Source organism: Bradyrhizobium sp. Kon58, assembly GCF_055807455.1.
In genome coordinates this window covers 1-24,289 of the sequence record NZ_JBVVOT010000047.1, presented here as the reverse complement: position 1 = coordinate 24,289, position 24,289 = coordinate 1, and the positions used below count along the sequence as shown (strand labels likewise).

Genomic DNA, 24,289 nt, shown 5'->3' with positions numbered 1-24,289 from the left:
ACTTGCGGGCTCAGTTTAGCCTTCCCGCGGCCGAAAGTTCTCGATCACGCGCAGCAACACCCGCGCGCCGGCGTCGGCATCGGCGAGCTCGACATGCTCGTCCGGGTGATGGCTGATGCCGCCGCGGCAGCGGACGAAGATCATCCCGACATCGGCAATGTCGATCATGGCCATGCCGTCATGCCCGGCCCCGCTCGGCAGCTCGAACACGGAAAAACCTTCGGCTTTGATCGCGTGCGCGATCTGCTCCTTGAGCCAGGGCGCACAAGGCGCGGTGCGGTTCTCGTGGGTGACGTCGAGCTGAAGCGTCAATTGACGCCGCTTTGCGATGGCTTCGATTTGCCTGACGGCATCGGCGACCGCGCGCTTGCGGTGCATGTCGGTCGGCGCCCGCATGTCGATGGTGAACGACACCTCGCCCGGAATGACGTTGGTCGCGCCGGGCCTCGCCTGGATGTAGCCGACGGTGCCGACCAGCCCGCCTTCGTCGGTGCGGCAAAACTGCTCGATCGCGCCGATGCATTCGGCCGCGCCCGCCAACGCATCGCGCCGGAGCGCCATCGGCACCGTGCCCGCGTGCCCCGCCATGCCGGTCAGCCGCGCGGCAAGCCGTGTCGCGCCCGCGATCGCGGTGACCACCCCGACGGGCAGGTTTTGTGCTTCCAGCACCGGCCCTTGCTCGATGTGCAGCTCGAGATAGGCAAGCAGCTCGCGCCGGGCCCGAGCGGCCGCGCCGATATGATCGGGATCGAGCCCGAACTGCACCAGCGCATCGCGCATGGCGACGCCATCGCGGTCGCGTGTGTTGAGGACGCTTTCGTCAAAAGTGCCGGCTACCGCGCGGCTGCCGAGCAGGGTCGAGGCAAAGCGCACCCCTTCCTCATCCGCAAAACCGACGATTTCGATCGCGAACGGCAGTCGCTTGCCGCGGCGGTTGAGATCGGCGATGCAGGCGATCGCCGTGATCACGCCCAGTGGCCCGTCCCATTTGCCGGCATCGCGGACGGTGTCGTAGTGCGAGCCGAGCATCAGGCAAGGCGCGCCCGGCCGCTCACCTTCGTAGCGCCCGCAGACATTGCCGATCGCGTCGAGACGCGCACTCATGCCGGCGTCGCGCATCCAGCTCAGGATGAGGTCCGCCGCCTTGCGCAGCTCGCTGGTCAGATAGATGCGGGTGAGCTTGTCGCCTTCTTCCGAGATCGCCGCGAGCTCGTTGATCCCTCGCACGATCTCTTCGCCGAGCGAACCATTGTGAACGGCGTTACCAGCAGCCATCTCGGCGAGCTTTCCATCTCTTGGGACCGCGGCGACGGCGGTCCTGGCGGCAATCGATTCAAGTTCGGTGCCAGCGAAATCACGCGGCCGACACCGTTCCAATCAGCGCGTGGTTAGCATGAATGCGGTCGCCGGCAGACCACCCGGCCCTCGTCATGCACATGTCCAAGGCGGTCAAAACTGCTTAACTCCATTGCATACAATTACAAAAAACTGCTTATAATTTCATCTGCTACTTTCCTGATCAAGCTCGGATCGATAAAAATAACTAATTACTTTCAATGGCTTAATTGGAAACTGTCTCTCGGTTATCTCTGGCACGAAGCTTGCGACAATTGATCTCGTGCTCCGCCAGACCGGCGCAGCGCGAGATGAGGCGGTGCATCCGCCAAGGGAGCAAGCAATGGAATTTGGCAGGATCTCACGACGTCATTTGTTGCAGGGCGGTGCGGCCCTCACCCTCGGCGCGGCGGCCGGCGCGCGCCCGTCCTTTGCGGCCGAGACGACGATCGGTTTCATCTATGTCGGCTCGCGCGACGACTATGGCTACAACCAGGCGCATGCGCAGGGCGCGGCGGCGCTGAAGAAGATTCCCGGCCTCAAGGTCGTGGAAGAAGAGAAGGTGCCGGAGACCGACGCGGTCGAGAAAACGATCGAGTCCATGATCAATCTCGACGGTGCCACCCTGCTCTTCCCAACCTCGTTCGGTTACTACAATCCGCACATGGTCAAGATGGCCAACAAATTCCCGAAGTTGCACTTCGAGCACTGCGGCGGCCTGTGGAGCGACAAGGACCCAAAGAACGCCGGCAGCTATTTCGGCTATATCGATGAAGCCCAGTATATCTCGGGCATCGTCGCCGGCTACAGCTCCAAGAGCGGCAAGCTCGGCTTCGTCGCCGCGAAACCGATCCCGCAGGTGCTGCGCAACATCAACGCATTCGCGCTCGGCGCGAGGCTTGCCAATCCCAAGGCCACCACGCAAGTCATCTTCACCGGCGACTGGTCGATGCCGGTCAAGGAAGCCGAGGCCACCAACAGTCTGATCGACCAGGGCGTCGACGTCCTCACCTGTCACGTCGACGGTCCGAAGACCATGGTCGAGAACGCCGCGCGTCGGGGCGCCATGGTGTGCGGCTATCACGTCAACCAGTCGCCGCTCGCGCCAAAAGCGTATCTCACGGGAGCCGAGTGGAACTGGGAAGCGCTGTACCCCAAGTTCGTCAAGATGATCGCCGCCGGCGAGAGTATCCCGAACTTCTATCGCGGCGGCCTCAAGGAAGAGATCGTCAAGACCTCGCCGTATGGCGAAGCGGTCTCCGCCGAGGCGCGCAAGCACGCCGACGACGTCAAGGCCAAGTTCTTGTCCGGTGACGGCTACGCCATCTTCAAGGGAGGCCTGGTCGACAACAAGGGCAAGACGGTGATCGCGGCCGGCACTGATCGCGGCCAGAAGGATCCCGAACTCGAGAAGATGGACTATCTCGTGGAGGGCGTGGTCGGGGCGACTTCGTGACGACGGAAGCTGCGGATTCCGTTGAAGCGGTCGGGACGGTTGCCCCGGCCGCCGATCCGGGATTCCTCCAGCGTTACGGCGGAGCGATCGAAGATATCCTGATCCCGGGCGCGGCGCTGGCCGGCGCACTCGGGGTCTTCGGCATCTTCGTCGCGATGTTCGGCAAGAGCCCGCTCGACCTCTATTTCTACATGTACTACGGCGCGTTCGGCACCTGGTTCTCATGGCAGAACACGCTGACGCGCGCGGCACCGCTGATCCTTACCGCACTCTGCACGGCGCTGCCCGCGCAGCTCGGCATGGTTATCATCGGCGGCGAAGGCGCACTTCTGGTCGGCGCGCTGTCGGCAACCAGCGCGGCACTGGTGCTTCAGGGCATGCCGCCGCTCATCGTGCAGATCGCCATGGTCATCGCGGGCGTGATCGGCGGCGGCCTGTGGGTCATGCTCTCGGGCGCGCTGCGGCAATATCGCGGCGTCAACGAGACGATCTCGAGCCTGCTGCTCGTTTACATCGCGCTCGCCGTCCTCAACCATCTCGTCGAAGGCGCAATGCGCGACCCCGCGAGCCTCAACAAGCCGTCGACCCGCGAGATCGGCGCGGCCAACATGATCGGATCGATCCCCGGCACCGACGTGCATTGGGGTCTCGTATTCGGCCTGATCGCCGCGATCGCCGCCTACATCCTGATCTATCACACCGTGTTTGGCTTCGCCGCGCGCGTTGCCGGCGGCAACATCCGCGCTGCCAAGATCGTCGGCCTCAATGTCAGCAAGCTGATCCTGACCATCTGCTTCCTCGCCGGCGGCGCCGCGGGCCTTGCCGGCATGGTCGAGGTCGCCGCCGTGCAGGGGCGCACCAACGCCAACCTCGCCGCAGGCTACGGCTTCACCGGAATTCTCGTTGCTTTCCTGGCGCGGCAAAATCCGCTTGCCATTATCCCGGTCGCGATCCTGCTCGGTGGTATCAGCGCCAGCGGCGGGCTGTTGCAGCGCCGCCTCGGAGTGCCGGATGCATCCGTGCTGGTGCTGCAAGGCATCATCTTCGTCTTCGTGTTGGCCAGCGATGCGCTCTACGGCCGTATCGGGTTTCTGAAGGGAAAATCCTGAGATGGCAGACGGCTCGATCGGACTCTGGACTGTCCCGCTCGCCGTGCTCGGCGGCGCCATTCGCGTCTCGACCCCGTTCCTGTTCGTGAGCCTGGGGGAATGCATCACCGAGCGCTCCGGCCGCATCAATCTCGGCCTCGAAGGCACGCTGGTGATGGGCGCGATGAGCGCCTACGGCATTTCCTACCTCACGGGATCGCCGTGGCTGGGCGTGCTCGCCGCTGGCTTCACCGGCGCGCTTCTGGGCGCGCTGCATGCCGGCATCTGCTCGCTGCCGCGTGTCAACGACGTCGCGGTTGGCATCGCGCTGATGCTGTTCGGCACCGGGCTTGCCTTCTACCTCGGCAAGCCGCTGATCGAGCCCACCGCACCTCGACTGCCCGCAATCGATTTCGGCTGGTGGAGCGACATTCCGCAGGTGCGCGCGGCCCTACGGGTTAACGTGCTGTTCCTGATCGGCGTCGCGCTCGCGCCAATTCTCTACTGGGCCTTCCGGACCACGCGCTGGGGCCTCCTGATCCGCACCGCCGGCGAGAGTTCGGACGCCGCGCGTGCGATGGGCCACTCCGTGCTGCTGATCCGCCTGCGCGCGACCATGGTCGGCGGCTTCCTTGCCGGCATCGGCGGCTCGTTCCTGTCGCTGTTCTATCCCGGAAGCTGGAACGAAGGCCTGTCCTCGGGGCAGGGCATCACGGCCGTGGCGCTCGTGATCTTCGCGCGCTGGGATCCCTTGCTGTGTCTGTGGGCCTCGCTCGCCTTCGGCGGCGCCGCGGCGCTGGGCCCGGCGCTGCAATCGGTCGGCGTCACCTCCGGCTACCACCTCTTCAACGCCGCACCCTACATCCTGACGCTGGCGATCATGATCATCACTTGCTCGCCGAAACGCACGCTGACCGGTGCCCCGGCCGAATTGTCGATCACCCGCTAGAGAGCCAGATCATGCCCGAGCGCACCATCAAGTCCGAGCCCTATGCCTGGCCCTATAACGGCGATCTCCGTCCCGAAAATACCGCGCTCATCATCATCGACATGCAGACCGATTTCTGCGGCGTCGGCGGCTATGTCGACAAGATGGGCTACGACCTCTCACTGACACGGGCGCCGATCGAGCCGATCAAGAAACTGCTGACGGCCATGCGAAGCCAAGGCTTTCACATCATCCACACCCGCGAAGGCCACCGTCCCGATCTCTCGGATTTGCCCGCCAACAAGCGCTGGCGTTCCCGGCAGATCGGCGCCGGCATCGGCGATCCCGGTCCCTGCGGCCGCATCCTGGTGCGCGGCGAGCCCGGCTGGGACATCATCCCGGAGCTCGCGCCGCTGCCGGGCGAACCCATCATCGACAAGCCCGGCAAGGGCTCGTTCTGCGCCACCGATCTGGAGCTGATCCTGCGCGTGCGCGGCATCGAGAACATCGTGCTCACCGGGATCACCACCGACGTCTGCGTTCACACCACCATGCGCGAGGCCAACGACCGCGGCTTCGAATGTGTGCTGCTGCACGATTGCTGCGGTGCCACCGACAAGAGCAACCACGACCACGCGCTGAAGATGATCAAGATGCAGGGCGGCGTGTTCGGCGCGGTCTCGACTTCCGACGCTTTCATCGGAGCGATTTCGTGATCGTCGGCGAAACGCCGCCGCCATCGGGCGCCTTCGGCGTCGATGCCATCGCCATGACCATGCGCTTCGGTGATTTCCTGGCGCTGGACAATGTCGCGCTGAAAGTGCGGCCGGGTTCGTTCCATGCGCTGCTCGGCGAGAACGGCGCCGGCAAGTCGACCCTGGTCAAATGCATCATGGGTTACTATCACGCCACCGAGGGCGACATCCTGGTCGGGGGGCGCGAGCAGGCGATCGGCAATCCGAAGGACGCCCACGCACTCGGCCTCGGCATGGTCTACCAGCATTTCACCCTGGTGCCGGCGATGACGGTCGCCGAAAATCTGGTGCTGGCGCGCGATGACGTGCCGGCTGTCGTGAACTGGCCGAAAGAGATGAAGGAGCTCGAGGCCTTTCTCGCGCGCATGCCGTTCAAGGTCCCGCTCAGCGCAAAAGTCGCCGACATCTCCGCGGGCGAGCGGCAGAAATGCGAGATCCTCAAGCAGCTCTACCTGAAGCGCCGCTTCCTGATCCTGGACGAGCCAACATCAGTGCTAACCCCTGCGGAAGCCGACGAAGTGCTCGGCATGCTCCGTGACATGGTCGTCAAGGGCGAGCTGACCATCCTGATGATCACACACAAATTCCGCGAGGTCATGGCCTTCGCCGACGACGTCACGATCCTGCGCCGCGGCAAGCTCGCCGGCGCCGGCAAGGTGTCCGAACTGACGCCGGACGCGATGGCGCGCACCATGATCGGCGCCGAGGAGCTGACGGTGCAGCCGCCCCGCACCGGAGAGGCCGGCAAGGCGAGGCTGGAGCTGGCGAAGATGCGCGCGCTCGACGACGCCGGCGCCATCGCCGTTCATGACGTCTCCCTCACGGTCCGCGCCGGCGAGATCGTCGGCATCGCCGGTGTCTCCGGCAACGGCCAGCGCCAGCTCGTCGAGGTGCTGGCCGGGCAGCGCGAAGCCGAGAGTGGCGAGATCCGTGTCGCCGGCGATCCTTATCACGCCAGCCGCGAGGAGATGCGGCGGCATAACATGTCACTCCTGCCGGAGGAGCCACTGAAGAACGCCTGTGTCGGCGGCATGAGCGTCGCCGACAACATCGCCTTTCGCGAGTTCGACCGCTCGCCTTTCGCTAGCCTGGGCTGGTGGCTCAACCGCGGTGCCTTCCGCGTCGACGCCAGGAAGAAGATCGCCCAATACAAGATCAAGACCCGCACGCCCGACACGCCGATCTCAGCACTGTCGGGCGGCAACGTCCAGCGCGCCGTGCTGGCCCGCGAGCTCGGCGGCGACGTCGAGGTGCTGATCGCAGCCAATCCCTGTTTCGGGCTTGATTTCGCGGCGGTGGCGCAAATCCATGCCGAGATCATGGCCGCGCGGAACCGCGGCGCCGCGGTGCTGCTGGTCAGCGAGGATCTCGACGAACTCCTTGAACTCTCCGATCGGCTGGTGGTGATGTTCCACGGCGAATTCGTGTATGAAGTACGGACCAGCGAAGCCGATCTGACCGTTGTCGGCCGGCATATGGCGGGACATTGACCAGGGAAGAGCGATGAGCGGCGGGTCCGAGCGCGACGAGCACTTCCTCCGCCTTTCCTTTGCGGTCGCCCGCCGTTCCCTCACCCACGGCAACCATCCCTTCGGCTGCATCGTCGTCGATGCCGAGGGCAAGGTCCTGATCGAGGCCGAGAACGGCTACATGCCGGATCACGACGGCACCGCGCATGCCGAGCGCCTCGCCGCCACGCAGGCCTGCCGCACGCTCGGCCGCGAGGTGTTGGCGAAGGCCACGCTCTATTCCTCCGCCGAGCCCTGCGCGATGTGCGCCGGCGCGATCTACTGGGCCGGCATCGGCCGTGTCGTCTATGGCCTCAGCGAGCACCGCCTGCGCGGCGTTACCGGCGATCATCCGGAGAACCCGACACTCGACCTGCCCTGCCGCGAGGTCTTTGCCAGTGGCCAGAGGCCGACAGAGGTTGCGGGGCCGTTGCTCGAAGACGAGGCCGAAGCGCTGCACGACGGCGTCTGGACGAAGTAGGCGGCCGCCGAGCGGGCCTTGCGCCGCGCTTCACCGAAGGGCCGCCTGCCGGTACCCAGCCCATCCCCCAAACGAAGATGACGCCGCGGAGGTTTGACGCGGCGTCATCGTCATTCACCTGAAGAATATCAGGTGGTTAGAACTTCACAGTGATACCGGAGTAGAGCGAGGACTCGGTGCAGGATCCGGTGCTCACCTTCGTACCACCGACGAAGGTGGTGCAAGCAAAGGCATTGTTGTGATCGAGGCCGAACTTGTTCTGCCAGTAGCGATAGGCGACCCAGACGTCGACGAAGTGCGAGTACTTCTCACCCCAAATCGCCTTCGAGGCATCGAGGGTCAGGCGGATCGGCTCGGAATTGAACTCGACCTTGGTCGGATAGACGTTATTGGCGACGCTGGCGGGAAGCGGCTCAGTGTCGGTGCCCTTCTTGCCGTACCACGCCGCGCGGCCGCTGATCGAGAAATACTGCATGTTCTGCGGCAGGAAGCCGAGGTCCATGTAGTAGTTGGTTTCGATCGCCCAGGTCGGCTTGAACGACGTGTTGCCGTCAGCAATACACGGAGCGGACCAACCGGCGCCGCACTGCGAGAAGGAGTTGTGGTTGGCGAACTCCCAATACACCAGCGGTGCGACGTTGAAGTAGCCCTTATAGGGAAGATCGAAGGCGAACTGCAGACCGGCGACAACGTCGCGCTTGGCGGCGCCGAAATACCGGTTCTCCGTGTTGGCATCCATGCCAACCTCGAACGAGATATTGTGCAGCGGGCCCTGCGTGAAGGCCTTGGTGTTGAAGATCTCGTTCCAGCCGAAGGTCGAGCGGAAAAGACCGTAGATTTCTGTCGCGCCGGCACAGCTCGTCGGCGTCGCTGCGAAGCCCGCAGCCGGCGAAACGACCACGCCTGTGGCGGTGCAGGGGCCTGCCGGATCGTTGTGGTCCGACTTGAACATCGAGATGGTGAAGAAGTTGGTGCCGTAAGTCCAGGCATCGAAGTGGGTGAAGGAGTAGACCTGCTTCGTCGTCTTGGCGTTGATTACACCGTTGGTGTTGGTGAATGCACCGGGCTGCGAGGCATTGAAAATGTAGGAGAAGGTGACGCGGTCGTCGATCACCAGGAAGAACGGAAGGTCAGCCGCCTTCTTGGCAGCCTTGACCGGCAGATCCGCCGCCTGAGCCATGCCGCCGGTTGCGAGCGTAACAAGTGACAGCGCCGCCGCCGCAACTGCCTTCATACGAAACGACATCCGAATACCCCCAAGTTTGGACACGTAAAAATGAACGTCCCTTGGGTGCGACACTTGCGCCGATCTCCCGGAGTGAGAAGCCTCAACTTGTTTCAAGGCATGCCGCTTGTTTGCACAGGGTGCTGCGTTTCACCGGCGGATTTGGAAGCCAAGCCTTACCGCCACACGGTCAGGCGAGAGCGGCCATTGCCGGATATTCCCGTTTGATTTCGCTCGCCTTTTCATGTCGAGCGGACGAGGCAGACAAGATGGGCCGGAGCTACTGTCGCGGTGTTCGCAAATGCATACGCGTGATGGCGCGTCTCTGCTTAACTTCACGCCAAGCCTGCATAGCGGGTTCCGATTTGGCTTGAGCCGTCACAAATTTGCAACACGCGTCGCACGCAAGTCGGGACAGCAAAGGCTGCTCGGCAGGCATTTGAGGACGATCGCCGCCCGGCGACAGCCGCGACTCGCCGAGACCACTTGCCTGCCGAAGCGTTGAGCAAGGGATGACGCTTTTTCACACCTTACGCGGCGGTTCAAACTAGCCCAGTATTGAGGCACTTCACCCCATGCAAGCGCATCAGCGAATGTTGGATCCCACGGCTAAGAGCCTGCATTCCGGCGAGTCCCCGCTCCTCAGGACGGTCGGGCTCACCAAGCGCTATGGCGATTTCCTTGCCAACGACGCCATCGACATCGATATCTGGCCAACGGAAATCCACGCGCTGCTGGGCGAGAACGGCGCCGGCAAGTCGACGCTGGTCAAGGCGATCTACGGGCTGATCCAGCCCAGCGCTGGCCAGATTTTCTGGCGGGGCCAGCCGATCGTGCTGTCCGGCCCCTCGGAAGCGCGCAGCCGCGGCATTGGCATGGTGTTCCAGCATTTCTCGTTGTTCGACAATCTCACCGTCGCCGAGAACGTTGCGCTCGGCCTCGACGGGAAAGAATCCTTCAAAGACATGTCGGCGCGGCTTGAGCAGGTGTCGAAGACGTATGGATTGCCGCTCGATCCCAAACGCGAGGTCTGGCAATTGTCAGTCGGCGAACGCCAGCGCATCGAGATCGTGCGCGCGCTGATGCAGGATCCGCAATTCCTGATCCTTGACGAGCCCACCGCAGTGCTGACGCCACAGGAAGCCGACCAGCTCTTCATCGTGCTGGAGCGGCTCAAGGCCGAAGGCCGCGCCATCCTCTACATCAGCCACAAGCTCGAAGAGGTGAAGCGGCTGTGCGACACGGCAACGATCCTGCGCGGCGGCAAGAAGGTGGAGACCTGCAATCCCAGGCTTGAGACCGCCGCTTCGCTCGCGCGCATGATGGTCGGCGGCGAGATCAAGGAAGTGAAGGCGGCCGCCGGCCGGCAGACCACCGTGCCGCGCCTCGTCGTCAACGACCTCTCGCTCGCCCCCGGCGAGGCGCATGGCGTGCGACTCGAGCACATCTCGTTCGAGCTGAAAGGCGGCGAGATCCTCGGCATCGCCGGGGTCGCCGGCAACGGCCAGGACGAACTGTTCGCCGCGCTGTCCGGCGAACGCCTGTCGAAGGATCCCGGCACGATCGTGATCGAAGGCCTTGCTGCCGGCCATCTCTCGATCACGCAGCGCCGCAAGCTCGGCGCGGCCTTCGTTCCCGAGGAGCGGCTCGGCCACGGCACCGCGCCGCGCATGAAGCTTTCGGAGAACGCGCTGCTCACCGGGCACGCCGCCAGCGGCATGGTCCATCACGGCTTCATCGATACCGCGGCCACTCTGAAGACCGTCGACCGCGCAACCGAGACGTTCGACGTCCGCAAGGCCAAGCGCGATCCGGAAGCAGCATCCCTCTCCGGCGGCAATTTGCAGAAGTTCATTGTGGGACGCGAGATCCTGCGCAATCCCGCGGTGCTGGTGGTGAGCCAACCGACCTGGGGCGTCGACGCCGGCGCTGCCGCCGTCATCCGCCAGGCGCTGCTTGATCTCGCAACCGCAGGCGCCGCCGTGCTCGTCACCAGCCAGGATCTCGACGAGCTCGCGGAAATCGCCGACCGCATCGCCGTGATGTTCCATGGCCATCTGTCTGCGCCGCTCGCCACCAGCGAGGCGACGCGCGAAAAACTCGGCCTGTTGATGGGCGGCAGCACGCTGGAGCCGAAGGAGGCCGCGCATGCAGTTGGTGCTTGAGAAGCGCGCCGAGCGCTCCAACACGATCGCGCTGATCTCTCCGCTGATCGCGATCGGCCTCACGATCGTGACCATGGTCATCCTGTTCGCGATTCTCGGCAAGAATCCGCTGCTTGCCCTGCACGCCTATTTCATCGCGCCTTTGACCGACAGCTATTCGCTCCAGGAAATCGCGGTGAAGGCGACACCGCTGGTGATGATCGCGATCGGGCTGTCGCTCTGCTATCTCGCCAATGCCTGGAACATCGGCGCCGAAGGGCAGTTCCTGATTGGCGCAGTCGCCGGAAGCTGGATTGCGGTGAAGACGCAGGGCACCGACGCCGGCGTCTGGGTGCTGCCGATCATGCTGGTGCTCGCCGCCGCGGCGGGCGCGCTCTACGCACTGATCCCGGCAATCTGCAAGGTGAAGTTCGGCGCCAGCGAGATCCTGACCAGCCTGATGCTGGTGTATGTGGCCGATCTCTTCCTCGACTATCTCGTGCGCGGCCCCTGGCGCGATCCGCACGGTTTCAACTTCCCGACTACAGCCGAGTTCGATCCGGTCGCGACGGTGCCGCTGCTGATCGAAGGCGGCCGGCTGCATCTTGGCTCCATCATCGCCCTCCTTGTCGTCGCCGCGGCGGCGATCCTGCTCGGACGCACCATCAAGGGATTCGAGATTCGCGTGGTCGGTGCAGCGCCCCGCGCGGCGCGGTTCGGCGGCTTCAATTCCAACCAGTTGATCCTCCTGACCTTCGCCGTCTCGGGCGCGCTTGCCGGCCTCGCCGGCATCATCGAGGTAGCAGGTCCGGTCGGGCATCTGCAGCCCAGCATCTCGCCGGGTTACGGCTTTACGGCGATCATCGTGGCCTTTCTCGGCCGTTTGAACCCCCTTGGAATATTAATTGCAGGCCTTTTTCTTGCATTGACCTTTATCGGCGGCGAGCAGGCGCAGATCGCGATGAAGATCCCGTTGGACGTCACCAAGGTTTTTCAGGGCATCCTGCTGTTCTACGTGCTTGCCTGCGATTCCCTCATTCTCTACCGCTTCAAGCTGGTCTTCCCGAACCGACAGGTGGCTCGTGGAACTCATTGAAGCCATCATTCTCGCAGTGCTCGCCGCCTCGACGCCGCTCCTGATCGCGGCGACCGGCGAGCTCGTGACCGAGCGCTCCGGCGTGCTCAATCTCGGCGTCGAGGGCATGATGATCGTCGGTGCCGCATGTGGCTTTGCAGGTGCGTGGCTGACCGGCTCGATCTTCATCGGCGCGCTGTTCGGCATCGTCGCCGGCACGTTGATGTCACTGGTCTTCGCACTGATGGCGCTCGGGCTTGCGGTCAACCAGGTTGCGACAGGGCTGGCGCTGACCATCCTGGGCGTCGGACTCTCCGGCCTGATCGGCGCCGGTTTCGTCGGCGAGCGCATCACGCCGGCAACGCATCTTTACATTCCCGGCCTCACGGACATCCCACTGATCGGCCGCGTGCTGTTCGGCGAGGACGCCTTTGTCTATTTTTCGCTGGCGCTGGTCGCCGGCGTCTGGTGGTTCCTGTATCGCACGCGGCCAGGATTGATCCTGCGTGCCTGCGGCGACAACCACGTCTCCGCGCATGCGCTCGGCTACCCCGTTCTGCGCATCAGAACCATCGCCGTGATGTTCGGAGGCGCCTGCGCCGGGCTTGCCGGCGCCTATCTGCCGCTCGCCTATACGCCGTTTTTCATTCCGGGCATGACTGCGGGCCGCGGCTGGATCGCACTGGCGCTGGTGGTGTTCTCGTCCTGGCGGCCCGGCCGCCTCGTGGTCGGCGCCTATCTGTTCGGCGCGGTGACGATCCTGCAGCTGCACGCGCAGGGCTGGGGCGTCGGCATTCCCTCGCAGTTGATGTCGGCGCTGCCGTATCTTGCGACTGTCATCGTCCTGGTCCTGCTGTCCCGCGCGCGCACGGGTGGATCGACGGCGCCGGCCGCGCTTGGCACCGTGTTCGTGCCTGACCGCTAGCGTTTCATTTCCGCGGCGTGCGCGATGGGGCGCGCACGTTGGGGATCGTGGCTTTCCCCTGATGTTTGGAGATTGATAATGAGGAAATCACTTCTTGCGCTGACTGCCGGGCTTTTGCTTGCCGGGAGCGTCAGTGCAGCCTCCGCCGCCGACAAGCTGAAAGTCGGATTTATCTACCTCGGCCCGGTCGGTGACCTCGGCTGGACCTATCAGCATGAGCTGGCACGCCAGGCGCTGGTGAAGGAGCTCGGCGACAAGATCGAGACCACTTTTCTCGAAAACGTGCCTGAAGGCCCCGATGCCGAGCGCTCGATCGAGCAGCTTGTCCGCGCCGGCAACAAGCTGATCTTCACCACCTCGTTCGGCTACATGGATCCGACGCTGAAAGTCGCGAAGAAATATCCGAACGTGCATTTCGAGCATGCGACCGGATACAAGCGCAATCCGAACATGTCGACCTATTCGGCCAAATGGTACCAGGGCCGCTACATCCAGGGCCTGATCGCGGCCAAGATGTCGAAGTCCGGCGTGCTCGGCTATATCGGCTCGTTCCCGATTCCCGAGGTCGTCTCCGGCATCAACGCGACGATCCTCGCCGCGCAGACCATCAACCCGAACATCAAGGTCAAGATCATCTGGGCCAACACCTGGTTCGACCCGGGCAAGGAAGCCGACGCCGCCAAGGCGCTGATCGACCAGGGCGCCGACGTCATCATGCAGCACACGGATTCGCCGGCCGCGATGCAGATCGCCAGCGAACGCGGCAAGCTCGCCTTCGGCCAGGATTCCGAGATGATCAAGTTCGGGCCGAAGACCCAGCTGACCTCGATCCTCGATACCTGGGGTCCCTACTACATCGCCCGGGTCAAGGCCGAGCTCGACGGAACCTGGAAATCCGAGGACAGCTGGGGCGGCCTCGACAGCCACATGTTCGCGATGGCGCCCTACACCAACATGCCTGACGACGTGAAGAAGATCGCCGAGGATGCCCAGGCCGCGATCACCGCGGGCAAGTTGCATCCGTTCAAGTGCCCGGTCCTTGGGCAGGACGGCAAGCCCGTCGAGTGCAAGGGCGGCGCCAATCTCGACGACGGCCAGATCCTCGGCATGAATTTCTACGTCAAGGGCATCGACGACAAGCTGCCGGGCAAGTAGCACGCTTCTTGCTTTGTCTAAATCACCTGCTCCTCCCGGAACAGGTTCGGAGGGGGTGGCCAGAAGCACCCGGCACTTGTGGTCGCCCCCTCTTTCTATTTTGCTGATTAACCCGCCTGCATCGCTCGCGCCGCGGAACTGTGCCGGCTGATCAGATCGGCGACATCCAGGCCGGGGATCGCGCCGTCGATCACGGCCCATCTCCCTGCCACCATCACTCTGTCCGCCCGATGCGCCCCGCACAGCACCAGTGCGGCCAGGGGATCGCCATGGCCGGAGAAGCGCAGCTCGTCGAGCCTGAACAGCGCGAGATCGGCCGCCTTGCCGACGGCGATCTCGCCGAGTTCCGGCCGACCGACGCAGGCTGCCGAGCCCTTGGTGGCCCAGCGCAGCGCATCCTTGTGACTGACCTTCGTTACCCCATAACGCGCCCGCTGCAGCAGGAACGCGGCCCGCACCTCCTGCATCAGGTTCGATCCGTCGTTCGAGGCCGAGCCATCGACGCCGATGCCGATGCCGACACCGGCCTCCTCCATCTCGCAGACGGGGCAGCAGCCGGAGGCCAGGAGCTGGTTGCTGCAGGCGCAATGACTGATCGTGGTCTTCGCCTTGGCGAGCCGCTTCATCTCGTCCGCGTTGAAGAAGATGCCATGGGCGAGCCACGTCCGCGCATTGAGCCAACCGCATTGTTCGAGATAGTCGAGCGGACGGCAGCCATACATCTCCTGGCAGAACCTGTTCTCGTCCTCGGTCTCGGCAAGATGGGTATGCAGGCGCACGTCGAGCTTGTCGGCGAGATCGGCGGTGGCGCGCATCAGGGACGTCGTCACCGAGAAGGGCGAGCATGGCGCCAGCGCGATCTGCACCATGGCATCCGCACCGCGCTGGTGGTACTTGGCGACCACGCGCGCGCTGTCCGCGAGGATGGTGTCCTCATCCTGCACGACGCTGTCAGGCGGCAGACCGCCGTCGCGCTGCGACAGGTTCATCGAGCCGCGCGTGAGCAGAACGCGCACGCCAAGCCGTTTTGCGACTGCGACCTCGATGTCGACGGAGTCCTCGAGGCCTGCCGGAAATACGTAGTGATGATCCGTCGTGGTGGTGCAGCCCGACAGCAGCAGTTCGGACATCGCCACGGTGACGCTGAGCTCGAGAGCTTCAGGCGTCAGCTTCGCCCACACCGGATAGAGCGCCTGGAGCCAGGGAAACAGCTCGCGGTCCATCGCCGCGGGCAGCGCCCGCGTAAGCGTCTGGTAGAAATGGTGATGGGTGTTGATGAGGCCCGGCAGCACGACGTGGTCGCCAGCGTCGAACACCGCGACGTCAGCGGTTGCAGGCGCAGCGCCGGCCGGCACCAGCTCGACGATCCGGCCGCCTTTCACCACGATCCCGCGCTCGGCGCCATCGGCGAGGATAGCCAGGGGATCCCTGATCCAGATCGGCTTTGCATCGCTCATGAACCTGCTCCTCCTCACATCCGCTGACGACAGGCCTGCAAGGCAGGGCCCGGCCTGATTGCGTTTTTGCTGCGACTTGTTGTTGCGACTTGGCGCTCGTCTTGCAAGACTTTCTCCTGGCTCGATTCACTCGTTGGAAGCGTTGGCGTCGCCATGGACTTGAATACCATCACAGCGGTCGCCCATCCGCAAACGCGCACGCAGCTGCCCGTTTGGACGCCAGGTGATGCTTGGCTCGCGGGCGGCACTTGGCTGTTCTCGGAGCCGCAAGTTCACCTCGCTCGGCTCATCGATCTCACCGACCTCAAGTGGCCGGCTCTGACAGTCACCGAGAGCCATTTCAGCATCGCGGCCACCTGCACCGTTGCGCAGCTCGATGGATTCGTCTGCCCACCCGATTGGTTCGCGGCGCCGCTGATCAACCAGTGCTGCCGCGCCTTCCTTGCTTCGTTCAAGATCTGGAAGACGGCGACCGTCGGCGGCAATCTCTGCATGTCGCTGCCGGCGGGACCGATGATCTCGCTCACCGCTGCGCTCGAGGGCATCTGCACCATCTGGAGGGCCGGTGGCGGCGAACAGATGATGCCCGTCGTCGACTTCGTCACCGGCAACCAGCGTAACCTTCTGGCGCCGGGCGACCTGCTCCGGCAGATCGATATTCCGATCGCCGCGCTGAAGCGTCGTACGGCCTTCCGCCAGATCTCGCTGGCGCCGGTCGGCCGCTCGGCGGCGCTCCTGATCGGCAGTCTGGATGCCGCTGGCATGCTGACGCTCACGGTGACCGCCGCGACGGTACGGCCGATCCGGTTGTCCTTTCGCGAGGCCCCTGACGTGACAGCGCTTCGCGACGCCATCGCGCAACAGATCACGGACGATCTCTACCACACCGACATCCACGGCAAGCCGCTCTGGCGCAAGCACATGACACTGCGGCTTGCCGAAGAGATCCGCGACGAACTCCTCGGAGCACCGTCGCCATGAGCTTCGAGGTCAACGGCAAGCCGTTTTCGCAGGAGCCACGCGCCGGCCAGTGCCTGCGCACGTTCCTGCGCGAGCTCGGTCATTTCGGCGTGAAGAAGGGTTGCGACGCCGGCGATTGCGGCGCCTGCACCGTGCTGCTGGACGGCGAGCCGGTGCATAGCTGTCTGATCCCGGCGTTTCGCGCCGAGGGGCGCGCCGTGATCACAATCGAAGGTTTCGGCGGAGACGGCGGCGCGCATCCGATGCAGCAGGCATTCCTTGATGCGCAGGGCTTTCAATGCGGCTTCTGCACCGCTGGCATGATCCTGACCTGCGCCTCGCTGAACCAGGCGCAGCGCACCGATCTCGGCGTGGCGCTGAAGGGCAATATCTGCCGCTGCACCGGCTATCGTTCGATCGAGGATGCGTTGCTCGGCAAGACCAATATCGAGGCGAACGTCGAGGCCGGCGCCGCATTCGGCCGCAGCCTGCCGGCGCCAGCAGGCCCCGATGTCGTGCGCGGCAAGGCGCGCTACACGTTCGACACGCAGGTCGACGGATTGCTGCATATCAAGCTGCTCCGTTCACCGCATGCCCACGCGAGGATCGTCGCGATCGACAAGTCGGAAGCGCTGAGCGTTCCCGGCGTGCACGCGGTGCTGACGCATGAGGATGCGCCAACCACTCTGATGTCGACCGCGCGGCACGAGAAGGACTGGATGGATCCCGAGGACACCCGTGTCCTCGACGATGTTGTCCGCTTCATCGGACAGAAGGTCGCCGCCGTCGTCGCAGACAGCGAAGCCGCCGCCGAGGACGCTTGCCGCCGGTTGAAGGTCAGTTACGAGATTTTGCCCGCGCTGGTCGATGCGGAGCAGGCGATGGCGCCCGGCGCGCCCGTCATTCATCCCGATCGCACCACCGCGAACCGCGTTGCCGATGCCCAGCGCAACCTCGCCGCGGAGACGCATGGCGAATTCGGCGACGTGGCCGCTGCGCTCGCGACATCCGCCGCCACCTTCGAGGGCACCTTCCATAGTCACCGTGTGCAGCACGCCGCTTTGGAAACCCATGGCGGCCTGGCCTGGCTCGATGCTTCGGGCGTGCTCAATGTCCGCACCTCGACGCAGGTGCCGTTCCTGACCCGGCGCGCGCTGTCCGATATCTTCGAGCTTCCCATGGACAAGGTCCGCGTCTTCTGCGAGCGCGTCGGCGGCGGCTTTGGCGGCAAGCAGGAGATGTTCGTCGAGGACATTCTGGCGCTCGCCGCGCTCAAGACCGGACGGCCGGTGAAGCTGGAGCTCACCCGCGAGGAGCAGTTCATCGCAACCTCGACGCGGCATCCGATGCGGGTCCACGTCAAGGCCGGCGCGGCCGCGGACGGCAAGCTCACCGCGCTCCAGCTCGACGTGCTCTCCAACACCGGTGCCTACGGCAATCACGCCGGCCCGGTGATGTTCCACTCGCTGGCCGAATCCATCGCCGTCTACAATTGCCCGAACAAGCGGGTCGACGGCTATGCGGTCTACACCAATACGGTGCCGGCAGGCGCGTTTCGCGGTTATGGCTTGCCGCAAACACTGATCGCGGTCGAGGCCGCGATCGACGAACTGGCCAAGCAGCTCGGCATCAGCCCTTACGAGATGCGCCGGCGCAATGTCGTCAAGCCCGGCGACCCCATGCTGTCGCCGCCGCCGTCGGAATTCCACGACGTGCTCTACGGCTCCTACGGGCTCGACCAGTGCCTCAACCTCGTCGAGCGCGCGATGCAGGCCGATGGCCCGCAGCCAGGCTTGTCGCCGGAGTGGCTGATCGGCGACGGCATCGCGCTGACCATGATCGACACAGTACCCCCGGCAGGCCATCTCGCGGATGCGATAGTCGCACTCAACGACGACGCCAGCTTCGACCTCACCGTCGGCACCGCGGAATTCGGCAACGGCACCAGCACCGTGCATCGGCAGATTGCGGCCACGACGCTTGCGACCACCGTCGACCGCATCCGGCTGCGCCAGTCCGACACCGCCCATGGCGGCCACGACACCGGCGCCTATGGCAGCGCCGGCATGTTCGTCGCCGGCAAGGCGACGCATGCCGCGGCCATGCAGCTTGCGACCGAGCTGAAGGCGGCCGCCGCCGGCGCATGGCTCTGCGACGTCGGGAGCTGCACGCTCGAGAGCGAAGCCGTCGTCAGTGGCGTGCGGCGGATGTCCTTTGTGGAGCTGGCCAAGCTCGCGCGCGAACGCGGACAGCCGTTCGCAGGCGCCGGCAATTCCGGCGGCACGCCGCGTTCGGTCGGCTTCAACGTGCAAGGCTTTCGCGTCGCCGTGAACAAGGGCACCGGCGAGCTCCGGATTCTCAGGAGCGTGCATGCGGCGGACGCCGGCGTCGTCGCCAATCCCATGCAGTGCCGCGGTCAGGTCGAAGGCGGTGTCGCGCAGGCGCTCGGTGCCGCGCTCTACGAGGAGATGGTGATCGACGCGGACGGCCGCGTCGTCAACCCCAAATTCCGCGACTACCACCTGCCCTCCTTCGCCGACGTGCCCCGCACCGAGGTCTTCTTCGCCGAGACCTCCGACACGATCGGCCCGCTGGGGGCGAAGTCGATGAGCGAGAGTCCGTACAATCCGGTCGCCGCCGCGCTCGGCAACGCGATCGCCGATGCCACCGGCATCCGCTTCACGGCGCCGCCCTTCAAGCCGGACCGGCTGTTTCCGGCGCTGCACGATAAGTTTGGATAGGCATATTTCGGGGGATTGATCCATGAGCAGCGAAGTGCATCCCGTCGACGAGGTCTTGCCGGTCCCGCGCCTGCTGGCGCTCGGGCTGCAGCATGTGCTGGTGATGTATGCCGGCGCGGTCGCGGTGCCCCTGATCATCGGGCGCGCACTCAAATTGCCGCCGGAGGATGTCGCCTTCCTGATCAGCGCCGATCTGTTCGCCTGCGGGCTTGCGACGCTGGTGCAATGTCTCGGCTTTCCCGGCGTCGGCATCCGACTGCCCGTGATGATGGGCGTGACCTTCGCATCCGTCGGTCCGATGCTGTCGATGGCGGCTTCACCTGACATCGGCCTGCTCGGCATCTACGGTTCGGTGATCGCGGCCGGCCTGTTCGGCATTGTCGCGGCGCCGTTCGTCAGCCGGCTGCTGCCGCTGTTCCCGCCCGTGGTCACCGGCAGCATCATTCTCGTCATCGGCATCTCCTTGATGCGGGTCGGCATCAACTGGGCCGGTGGCGGCCTGCCGACGCTGACCAGGATGGTCGACGGCGTCGCGGGCAGCTTTCCCAATCCGGCCTATGGGCAGTTGCAGGGGCTCGGCATTTCGCTGTTCGTGCTGCTCTCCATTCTCGGCCTGATCAAATGGGGCACCGGCTTCCTCGCCAACGTCTCCGTGCTGCTTGGCATCATCGCCGGTGCCGTGCTTGCGAGCATCCTCGGCGTGATGCATTTCGACAAGGTGGCTGCGGCCTCCTGGGGCGCCGTCGTGATCCCGTTCCGCTTCGGCATGCCGCAATTCCATCTGGTGCCTGTCATCACCATGTGCGTCGTCATGGTCGTCGTGATGATCGAATCACTCGGCATGTTCCTCGCGCTCGGCGACATCACCGGCAAGACGGTCGACCGCGAAGCCCTGAGCCGGGGCCTGCGCGCCGACGGCGTGGGCACGCTGCTCGGCGGCATCTTCAACACTTTCCCGTACACGTCGTTCTCGCAGAATGTCGGCCTCGTCTCGGTCACCGGCGTGCGTTCGCGATGGGTGACGGTCACGGGCGGCTGCATCATGCTCGTGCTCGGCCTGTTGCCGAAGCTCGCCGCGCTGGTCGAGGCCGTGCCGCTGGTCGTGCTCGGCGGCGCCGGCCTCGTGATGTTCGGCATGGTCGCCGCAACAGGCGCCCGCATCCTCACCTCGGTCGACTTCCGCAACAATCGTTACAATCTCTTCATCGTCGCGATCTCGATCGGCTTCGGCCTGATCCCGCTCGCCGCACCGGGCTTCTTCAGGAATTTGCCGCACGATCTCCAGCCGCTGCTGGAGTCCGGCATTCTGCTCTGTGCGATCGTCTCCGTGCTGCTCAATGCCTTCTTCAACGGATTGAGCGGAGGAGCTGCGGCGGAAGCGGATGCAGCAGCGGTCGCCTCATCCGCGCAACATGTTTAACTGCCGCGATAGGTCGAATAGCTCCACGGCGTGACCAGCAGCGGCACGTGGTAGTGGCTTTCCGGCTCGCCGATCGCAAAGCGTAGCGGGATCTCGTCGAGGAACGGCGGGTCGGAGAGCTGCACGTTGCGCTCGGCGTAATATTTGGCGACGCTAAAGCGAAGCTCGTAGCGGCCGATCGGCAGCGGGCGGCCGCCGATCAGCGGCCGGTCGGTGCGGCCGTCCGCGTTGGTCACCGCGCGCGCTATCACGCGGCTCTCGCCGAGGTTCGCGAGCTCGACCAGCTCGACCGGAATGCCCGGCGCGGGCTTGCCGGCGTGGTTGTCAAGCACATGGGTCGAGAGCCGGCCGTGCACTTTCAGCTTGTCGTCAGCACTGACGAGCTGGTCCAGCCGCAGCGCAGCGATGCGGGAGATTTCCTCGAGCGCACGGCGTGTCTCGGTCTTGGCAATGTTCTGCAGTCGCGACTCGAAGTCACGCAGAATGGAATCCTTGGTGTGCCGGCGCGCGCAGACGATATAGGGGATACCAAATTTTTCGCGATACGCATTGTTCGCCCGCTCGAAGGCCGCATATTCGGTGTCCGACAGACGGTCTAGACCAGCGCTGCTCTGCTCGGCAGTCGAGTCAGGCGTGAGTCCCGCTGCGCGCTGGGTCTTGTTTGCGAGGTCGGGGTGCGCGCGTATCAACGCCAGCTGCACCTCGGGCTCAGCGCTAGCGATCGCCGCCTTGATCGCGTCGAGCAGTGAATTGATGCCGGCAAACGGACGGCGCGCCGCGGCTTCTTGGGCAATCCAAGGCGAGTACTCCACCACGTTTTCAAGTACGGCCACGAAATCATCGAAGCTCGCGGCATTGAGATCAGACAAGGCGATCTGTGACATTGCTTCCCTATCCGATCTCGAATGCGTCGGCCGCAAGGTGCGCGAGCTTGTCGTGCCAATGCTGGGCGATCTGCAACCGCGTCGGCACCCAGACGCGCTCGTGCTTGCCGATGTAGTCGAGGAAGCGGATCAGCCCCGCCGCGCGGCCGGGGCGACCGGCGAGACGACAATGCAGGCCGACCGACATCATCTTCGGCGCGCCCTCGCCTTCGGCATAGAGCACGTCGAAGGCATCCTTCAGGTAGGTGAAGAACTGCTCGCCTTCGGCAAAGCCTTGCGGATTGATGAAGCGCATGTCGTTGGCGTCAAGCGTATAGGGAATCACGAGCTGCTTGCCGCTCGCGGCCTTGACCCAATAAGGCAGATCATCGGCATAGGAATCGCTGAGATAGAGGAAGCCGCCCTCCTCCATCAACAGACGGTTGGTGTTGATCGAGGAGCGTCCGGTGTACCAGCCGAGCGGCCGCGAGCCGGTCGCCGCCGTGTGGACGCGGATCGCTTCCGCGATCTCCGCGCGCTCCTGCGCCTCGGTCATGTCCTTGTGCTCGATCCACTTCAGGCTGTGGCTGGCGATGTCCCAGCCCGCCTCCTTCATGGCAGCAACGATTTCCGGATTGCGCTTGAGCGCTGTGGCGACACCGAACACGGTGGTCGGCCACTTCCGCTGGGTGAACATCCGCCACAGCCGCCAAAAGCCGGCCCGCGAGCCATATTCGAACATCGATTCGATATTGGCATGGCGTTGGCCGGGCCAAGGCTGCGCGCCGAGCACGTCGGACAGGAACGCTTCCGAGGCGGGATCGCCATGCAGGATGTTGTTTTCGCTGCCCTCCTCGAAATTGACGACGAACTGTACCGCGACCCGCGCGTTGCCGGGCCATTGCGGGTGCGGCGGGTTGCGGCCGTAACCGCGGAGATCGCGCGGGTAGCGGGGCTCAGTCACTCAGACTTCCTCGAAGCGGATCGGCAGCGCGCCCTTCCACAGCACGCTCTTGCCGAGCGTCGCCAGATTCTCCAGGCCAGAGGTCAGCGTGATGAAATGGTTGCCGGCGAGCTGGCCCATCTTGCTCGCGAAGTGCACGCCGCCATAAGCCATCAGGATCTCGGTCTCGCTGATGCCGCCGGGATAGAGGATGATCTGACCGGGCGCGGGATAACTGGTGTGGTTCTCGTAGCCGACACCGAAATCGAGATCGCCGAGCGGCATCCACACGCCCTCGCCGCTCCAGCGCACGTGGATGATGTGGCTTTCGAACGGCAGCGCCTTGCGGAACGCGGCGACAGTCTTGGGCGCCGCCTGCTCCTCGAAACGGGCATCGAAAGTGAAGTCGCCGGCGCGGATCACGAGTTTGGTCATCTCATCTCTCTGGATCGGGGGCGGTGGCCCCACGGGGAATTTTCAGGCAAAGAGCACTCCGTCGGGCTTCGCGCAAGGGGCGCGGCCCGTTACCTGCGGTCGTAGGACCAGCCGAAAACGCCACTCCGCCGCGTCTCGGGCTCCGGCTCGGCGGCGGGCTGCGGCGCCTCCCTCAGTTCCGCCTGCGGCGGCGGAGGCGGTACCGGCAAATTCTCGCATTTCATGGAGTAGACCAGCTTACCGTCCGCGGTCCGCCCGATCGGCGCGCAGGGGTCCTGATGCGCCGCCGAGGTTTTTGGGGTGAGCTTGACCTGCGCCACGGCCGGCGAGGCGATCAGCAGAAGGACCAGTAGATATTTCGACATCATTGTCGCCCAGAAACCAAATTTGGCCCATTGAACCGGATTGCACAGGTCGAGTCCATCGGGGCTATGGGCGCGATTGCCGAATATTTAGCCGAGGCTAGAAAATTGGCTCGCCCCAATGTGATGTCGCGAGCGCTGATATCGGCTGGGCGCATCGCCATGTCAGCCGCGACGGCGACCAAACAAAACACACATCTCACAGCCGGGCGTCGTCACAGGAGAAAGAAACAATGCAAAAGACTTTCATCATTCTCGGCGCGACGCTGATTGCCGCCGCCACGATCCAGACCGCCGCTGCGAACGACGGTCGTCATGTCCGCAAGGCGCAACCCCATCCCATCACCCAGTCGGTGCGCGACTCCAACGCCGCGCTCTGGCCGTCGCAGCCGACCGGGCCCGACTGGTCGCGCTATTCCAACGGCGCGATGTCTGCACCAGCGGGACGGTGATGCGGGAAGCCTGGCGCGATCAAGCCAAACTGCCTCCAAATCGTCATTGCGAGGAGCTCTTGCGACGAAGCAATCCAGACATTTTCCACGGATGCATTTCTGGATTGCTTCCGCCTTCGCTAAAGCTTCGGCGGACAAGTCGCTGCGCTCGCAATGACGGAGCATGAGGCGGCAGCGGCACTCTTCCAGCTCGCATTCAGATTGCAGACACGTCTTCGCGTCCTCGCGGCGCGTTTCGCCCGAGCTTTGCTTCGTCACTCCACCCTCTTGTCCAAGAGGGCACAGGGAAGGCCGGGTGCCGGCTGGCACCCGCGGTCCGCTGCGCGAAGATGTAGCGCAAAAAACCGCACAGCAGCATACAGGTGTAGCCAATCACTCGGCCTTCCCTGCGCGATGGTTGGACGGCTTATGCCGTGCTCTCCCGGGAGCCGAGTTCCTTTTGGCCTCCCTCGCCTTCGCGAAATTCACCGGCACCGCGCCGGTTGACGCAGATGCCGCATTCGCCAGGGCTTGACCGTAGCAACGACGGCCAGGACCACACGGTTTTGCCGTACGCACGGCCCGCCATTTCGCCGCAGTTT

General features: G+C 64.5%; 21 protein-coding genes. 14 read left to right on the top strand and 7 right to left on the bottom strand.

The features are described from left to right. Nucleotides 1-15: 15 nt before the first annotated feature. The gene (locus tag AC0L20_RS37555; protein WP_473295335.1) at nt 16-1,275 is read right to left on the bottom strand and encodes an allantoate amidohydrolase; all 1,260 of its coding nucleotides are present in this window, start codon (nt 1,273-1,275) and stop codon (nt 16-18) included. A 403-nt stretch (nt 1,276-1,678) separates the two neighbouring features. Here AC0L20_RS37555 and AC0L20_RS37550 point away from each other — a divergent pair, with 403 nt between their 5' ends. Genes AC0L20_RS37550 through AC0L20_RS37525 form a run of 6 tightly spaced genes read left to right on the top strand, consistent with a single transcriptional unit; the run spans nt 1,679 to nt 7,551 of the window. Then, a complete protein-coding gene (locus AC0L20_RS37550; protein WP_247402838.1) occupies nt 1,679-2,791 on the top strand; it encodes a BMP family ABC transporter substrate-binding protein in 1,113 nt (370 codons plus the stop codon). Next, complete coding sequence (locus AC0L20_RS37545; protein ID WP_473295334.1) at nt 2,788-3,900, top strand: ABC transporter permease; 1,113 nt, start codon at nt 2,788-2,790, stop codon at nt 3,898-3,900. Before AC0L20_RS37550 ends, AC0L20_RS37545 begins: the two co-directional genes overlap by 4 nt. Nucleotide 3,901: 1 nt before the next feature. After that, nucleotides 3,902-4,828 carry an ABC transporter permease gene (locus AC0L20_RS37540; protein WP_247403033.1) on the top strand — a complete coding sequence of 309 codons (927 nt, stop codon included), beginning with the start codon at nt 3,902-3,904 and terminating at the stop codon, nt 4,826-4,828. A gap of 11 nt (nt 4,829-4,839) precedes the next feature. After that, entirely contained in the window at nt 4,840-5,523 is a 684-nt protein-coding gene (biuH, locus tag AC0L20_RS37535) for a biuret amidohydrolase (RefSeq protein WP_211398220.1), read from the top strand. Then, nucleotides 5,520-7,052 (top strand): ABC transporter ATP-binding protein, encoded by a 1,533-nt coding sequence (locus AC0L20_RS37530; RefSeq protein WP_473295333.1) that lies wholly within the window; start codon nt 5,520-5,522, stop codon nt 7,050-7,052. The genes biuH and AC0L20_RS37530 overlap by 4 nt, the downstream gene beginning before the upstream one ends. A gap of 13 nt (nt 7,053-7,065) precedes the next feature. Next, the gene (locus AC0L20_RS37525) at nt 7,066-7,551 is read left to right on the top strand and encodes a nucleoside deaminase (RefSeq protein ID WP_473295332.1); all 486 of its coding nucleotides are present in this window, start codon (nt 7,066-7,068) and stop codon (nt 7,549-7,551) included. 136 nt (nt 7,552-7,687) lie between these two features. Here the strand turns inward: AC0L20_RS37525 and AC0L20_RS37520 are convergent, their stop codons facing one another. Then, nucleotides 7,688-8,797: a hypothetical protein gene (locus AC0L20_RS37520; RefSeq protein ID WP_473295331.1), complete on the bottom strand. Its 1,110-nt coding sequence runs from the start codon at nt 8,795-8,797 to the stop codon at nt 7,688-7,690. A gap of 572 nt (nt 8,798-9,369) precedes the next feature. Here AC0L20_RS37520 and AC0L20_RS37515 point away from each other — a divergent pair. The 4 genes from AC0L20_RS37515 to AC0L20_RS37500 all read left to right on the top strand — a co-directional run bounded on the left by AC0L20_RS37515 (nt 9,370) and on the right by AC0L20_RS37500 (nt 14,075). After that, a complete protein-coding gene (locus AC0L20_RS37515) occupies nt 9,370-10,941 on the top strand; it encodes an ABC transporter ATP-binding protein (RefSeq protein ID WP_473295330.1) in 1,572 nt (523 codons plus the stop codon). Then, a complete protein-coding gene (locus tag AC0L20_RS37510) occupies nt 10,925-12,016 on the top strand; it encodes an ABC transporter permease (RefSeq protein WP_473295329.1) in 1,092 nt (363 codons plus the stop codon). Before AC0L20_RS37515 ends, AC0L20_RS37510 begins: the two co-directional genes overlap by 17 nt. Beyond that, the gene (locus AC0L20_RS37505) at nt 12,003-12,920 is read left to right on the top strand and encodes an ABC transporter permease (protein WP_473295328.1); all 918 of its coding nucleotides are present in this window, start codon (nt 12,003-12,005) and stop codon (nt 12,918-12,920) included. Before AC0L20_RS37510 ends, AC0L20_RS37505 begins: the two co-directional genes overlap by 14 nt. Before the next feature lie 78 nt (nt 12,921-12,998). After that, entirely contained in the window at nt 12,999-14,075 is a 1,077-nt protein-coding gene (locus tag AC0L20_RS37500) for a BMP family ABC transporter substrate-binding protein (protein ID WP_473281806.1), read from the top strand. Between the two features lie 107 nt (nt 14,076-14,182). Here the strand turns inward: AC0L20_RS37500 and AC0L20_RS37495 are convergent, their stop codons facing one another. Then, nucleotides 14,183-15,532, bottom strand: coding sequence for an 8-oxoguanine deaminase (locus AC0L20_RS37495; RefSeq protein WP_473295327.1), 1,350 nt, complete (start codon nt 15,530-15,532; stop codon nt 14,183-14,185). Between the two features lie 153 nt (nt 15,533-15,685). Here AC0L20_RS37495 and AC0L20_RS37490 point away from each other — a divergent pair, with 153 nt between their 5' ends. From AC0L20_RS37490 to AC0L20_RS37480, 3 genes are read left to right on the top strand one after another with little or no spacing between them, the layout of a single operon-like run. Then, entirely contained in the window at nt 15,686-16,513 is an 828-nt protein-coding gene (locus AC0L20_RS37490; protein ID WP_473295326.1) for an FAD binding domain-containing protein, read from the top strand. Beyond that, nucleotides 16,510-19,233 carry a molybdopterin-dependent oxidoreductase gene (locus AC0L20_RS37485; RefSeq protein WP_473295325.1) on the top strand — a complete coding sequence of 908 codons (2,724 nt, stop codon included), beginning with the start codon at nt 16,510-16,512 and terminating at the stop codon, nt 19,231-19,233. The genes AC0L20_RS37490 and AC0L20_RS37485 overlap by 4 nt, the downstream gene beginning before the upstream one ends. 22 nt (nt 19,234-19,255) lie before the next feature. Next, nucleotides 19,256-20,653, top strand: coding sequence for a nucleobase:cation symporter-2 family protein (locus tag AC0L20_RS37480; protein ID WP_473295324.1), 1,398 nt, complete (start codon nt 19,256-19,258; stop codon nt 20,651-20,653). On the opposite strand, the gene uraD is transcribed toward AC0L20_RS37480, so the two are convergent. The 4 genes from uraD to AC0L20_RS37460 form a co-directional block, all read right to left on the bottom strand. Then, nucleotides 20,650-21,537, bottom strand: coding sequence for a 2-oxo-4-hydroxy-4-carboxy-5-ureidoimidazoline decarboxylase (uraD, locus tag AC0L20_RS37475; RefSeq protein WP_473295323.1), 888 nt, complete (start codon nt 21,535-21,537; stop codon nt 20,650-20,652). The genes AC0L20_RS37480 and uraD overlap by 4 nt on opposite strands. A 7-nt stretch (nt 21,538-21,544) precedes the next feature. After that, nucleotides 21,545-22,480, bottom strand: a complete 936-nt coding sequence (gene puuE, locus AC0L20_RS37470; protein WP_473295322.1) for an allantoinase PuuE — start codon at nt 22,478-22,480, stop codon at nt 21,545-21,547. Next, nucleotides 22,481-22,894 carry a DUF3830 family protein gene (locus AC0L20_RS37465; protein WP_007601448.1) on the bottom strand — a complete coding sequence of 138 codons (414 nt, stop codon included), beginning with the start codon at nt 22,892-22,894 and terminating at the stop codon, nt 22,481-22,483. Nucleotides 22,895-22,983: 89 nt separating this feature from the next. Beyond that, a complete protein-coding gene (locus AC0L20_RS37460) occupies nt 22,984-23,262 on the bottom strand; it encodes a hypothetical protein (RefSeq protein WP_473295321.1) in 279 nt (92 codons plus the stop codon). A 227-nt stretch (nt 23,263-23,489) separates the two neighbouring features. Between AC0L20_RS37460 and AC0L20_RS37455 the strand changes: the two genes are divergently transcribed. Further along, nucleotides 23,490-23,708: a hypothetical protein gene (locus tag AC0L20_RS37455; RefSeq protein WP_473295320.1), complete on the top strand. Its 219-nt coding sequence runs from the start codon at nt 23,490-23,492 to the stop codon at nt 23,706-23,708. Nucleotides 23,709-24,289 lie beyond the last annotated feature (581 nt).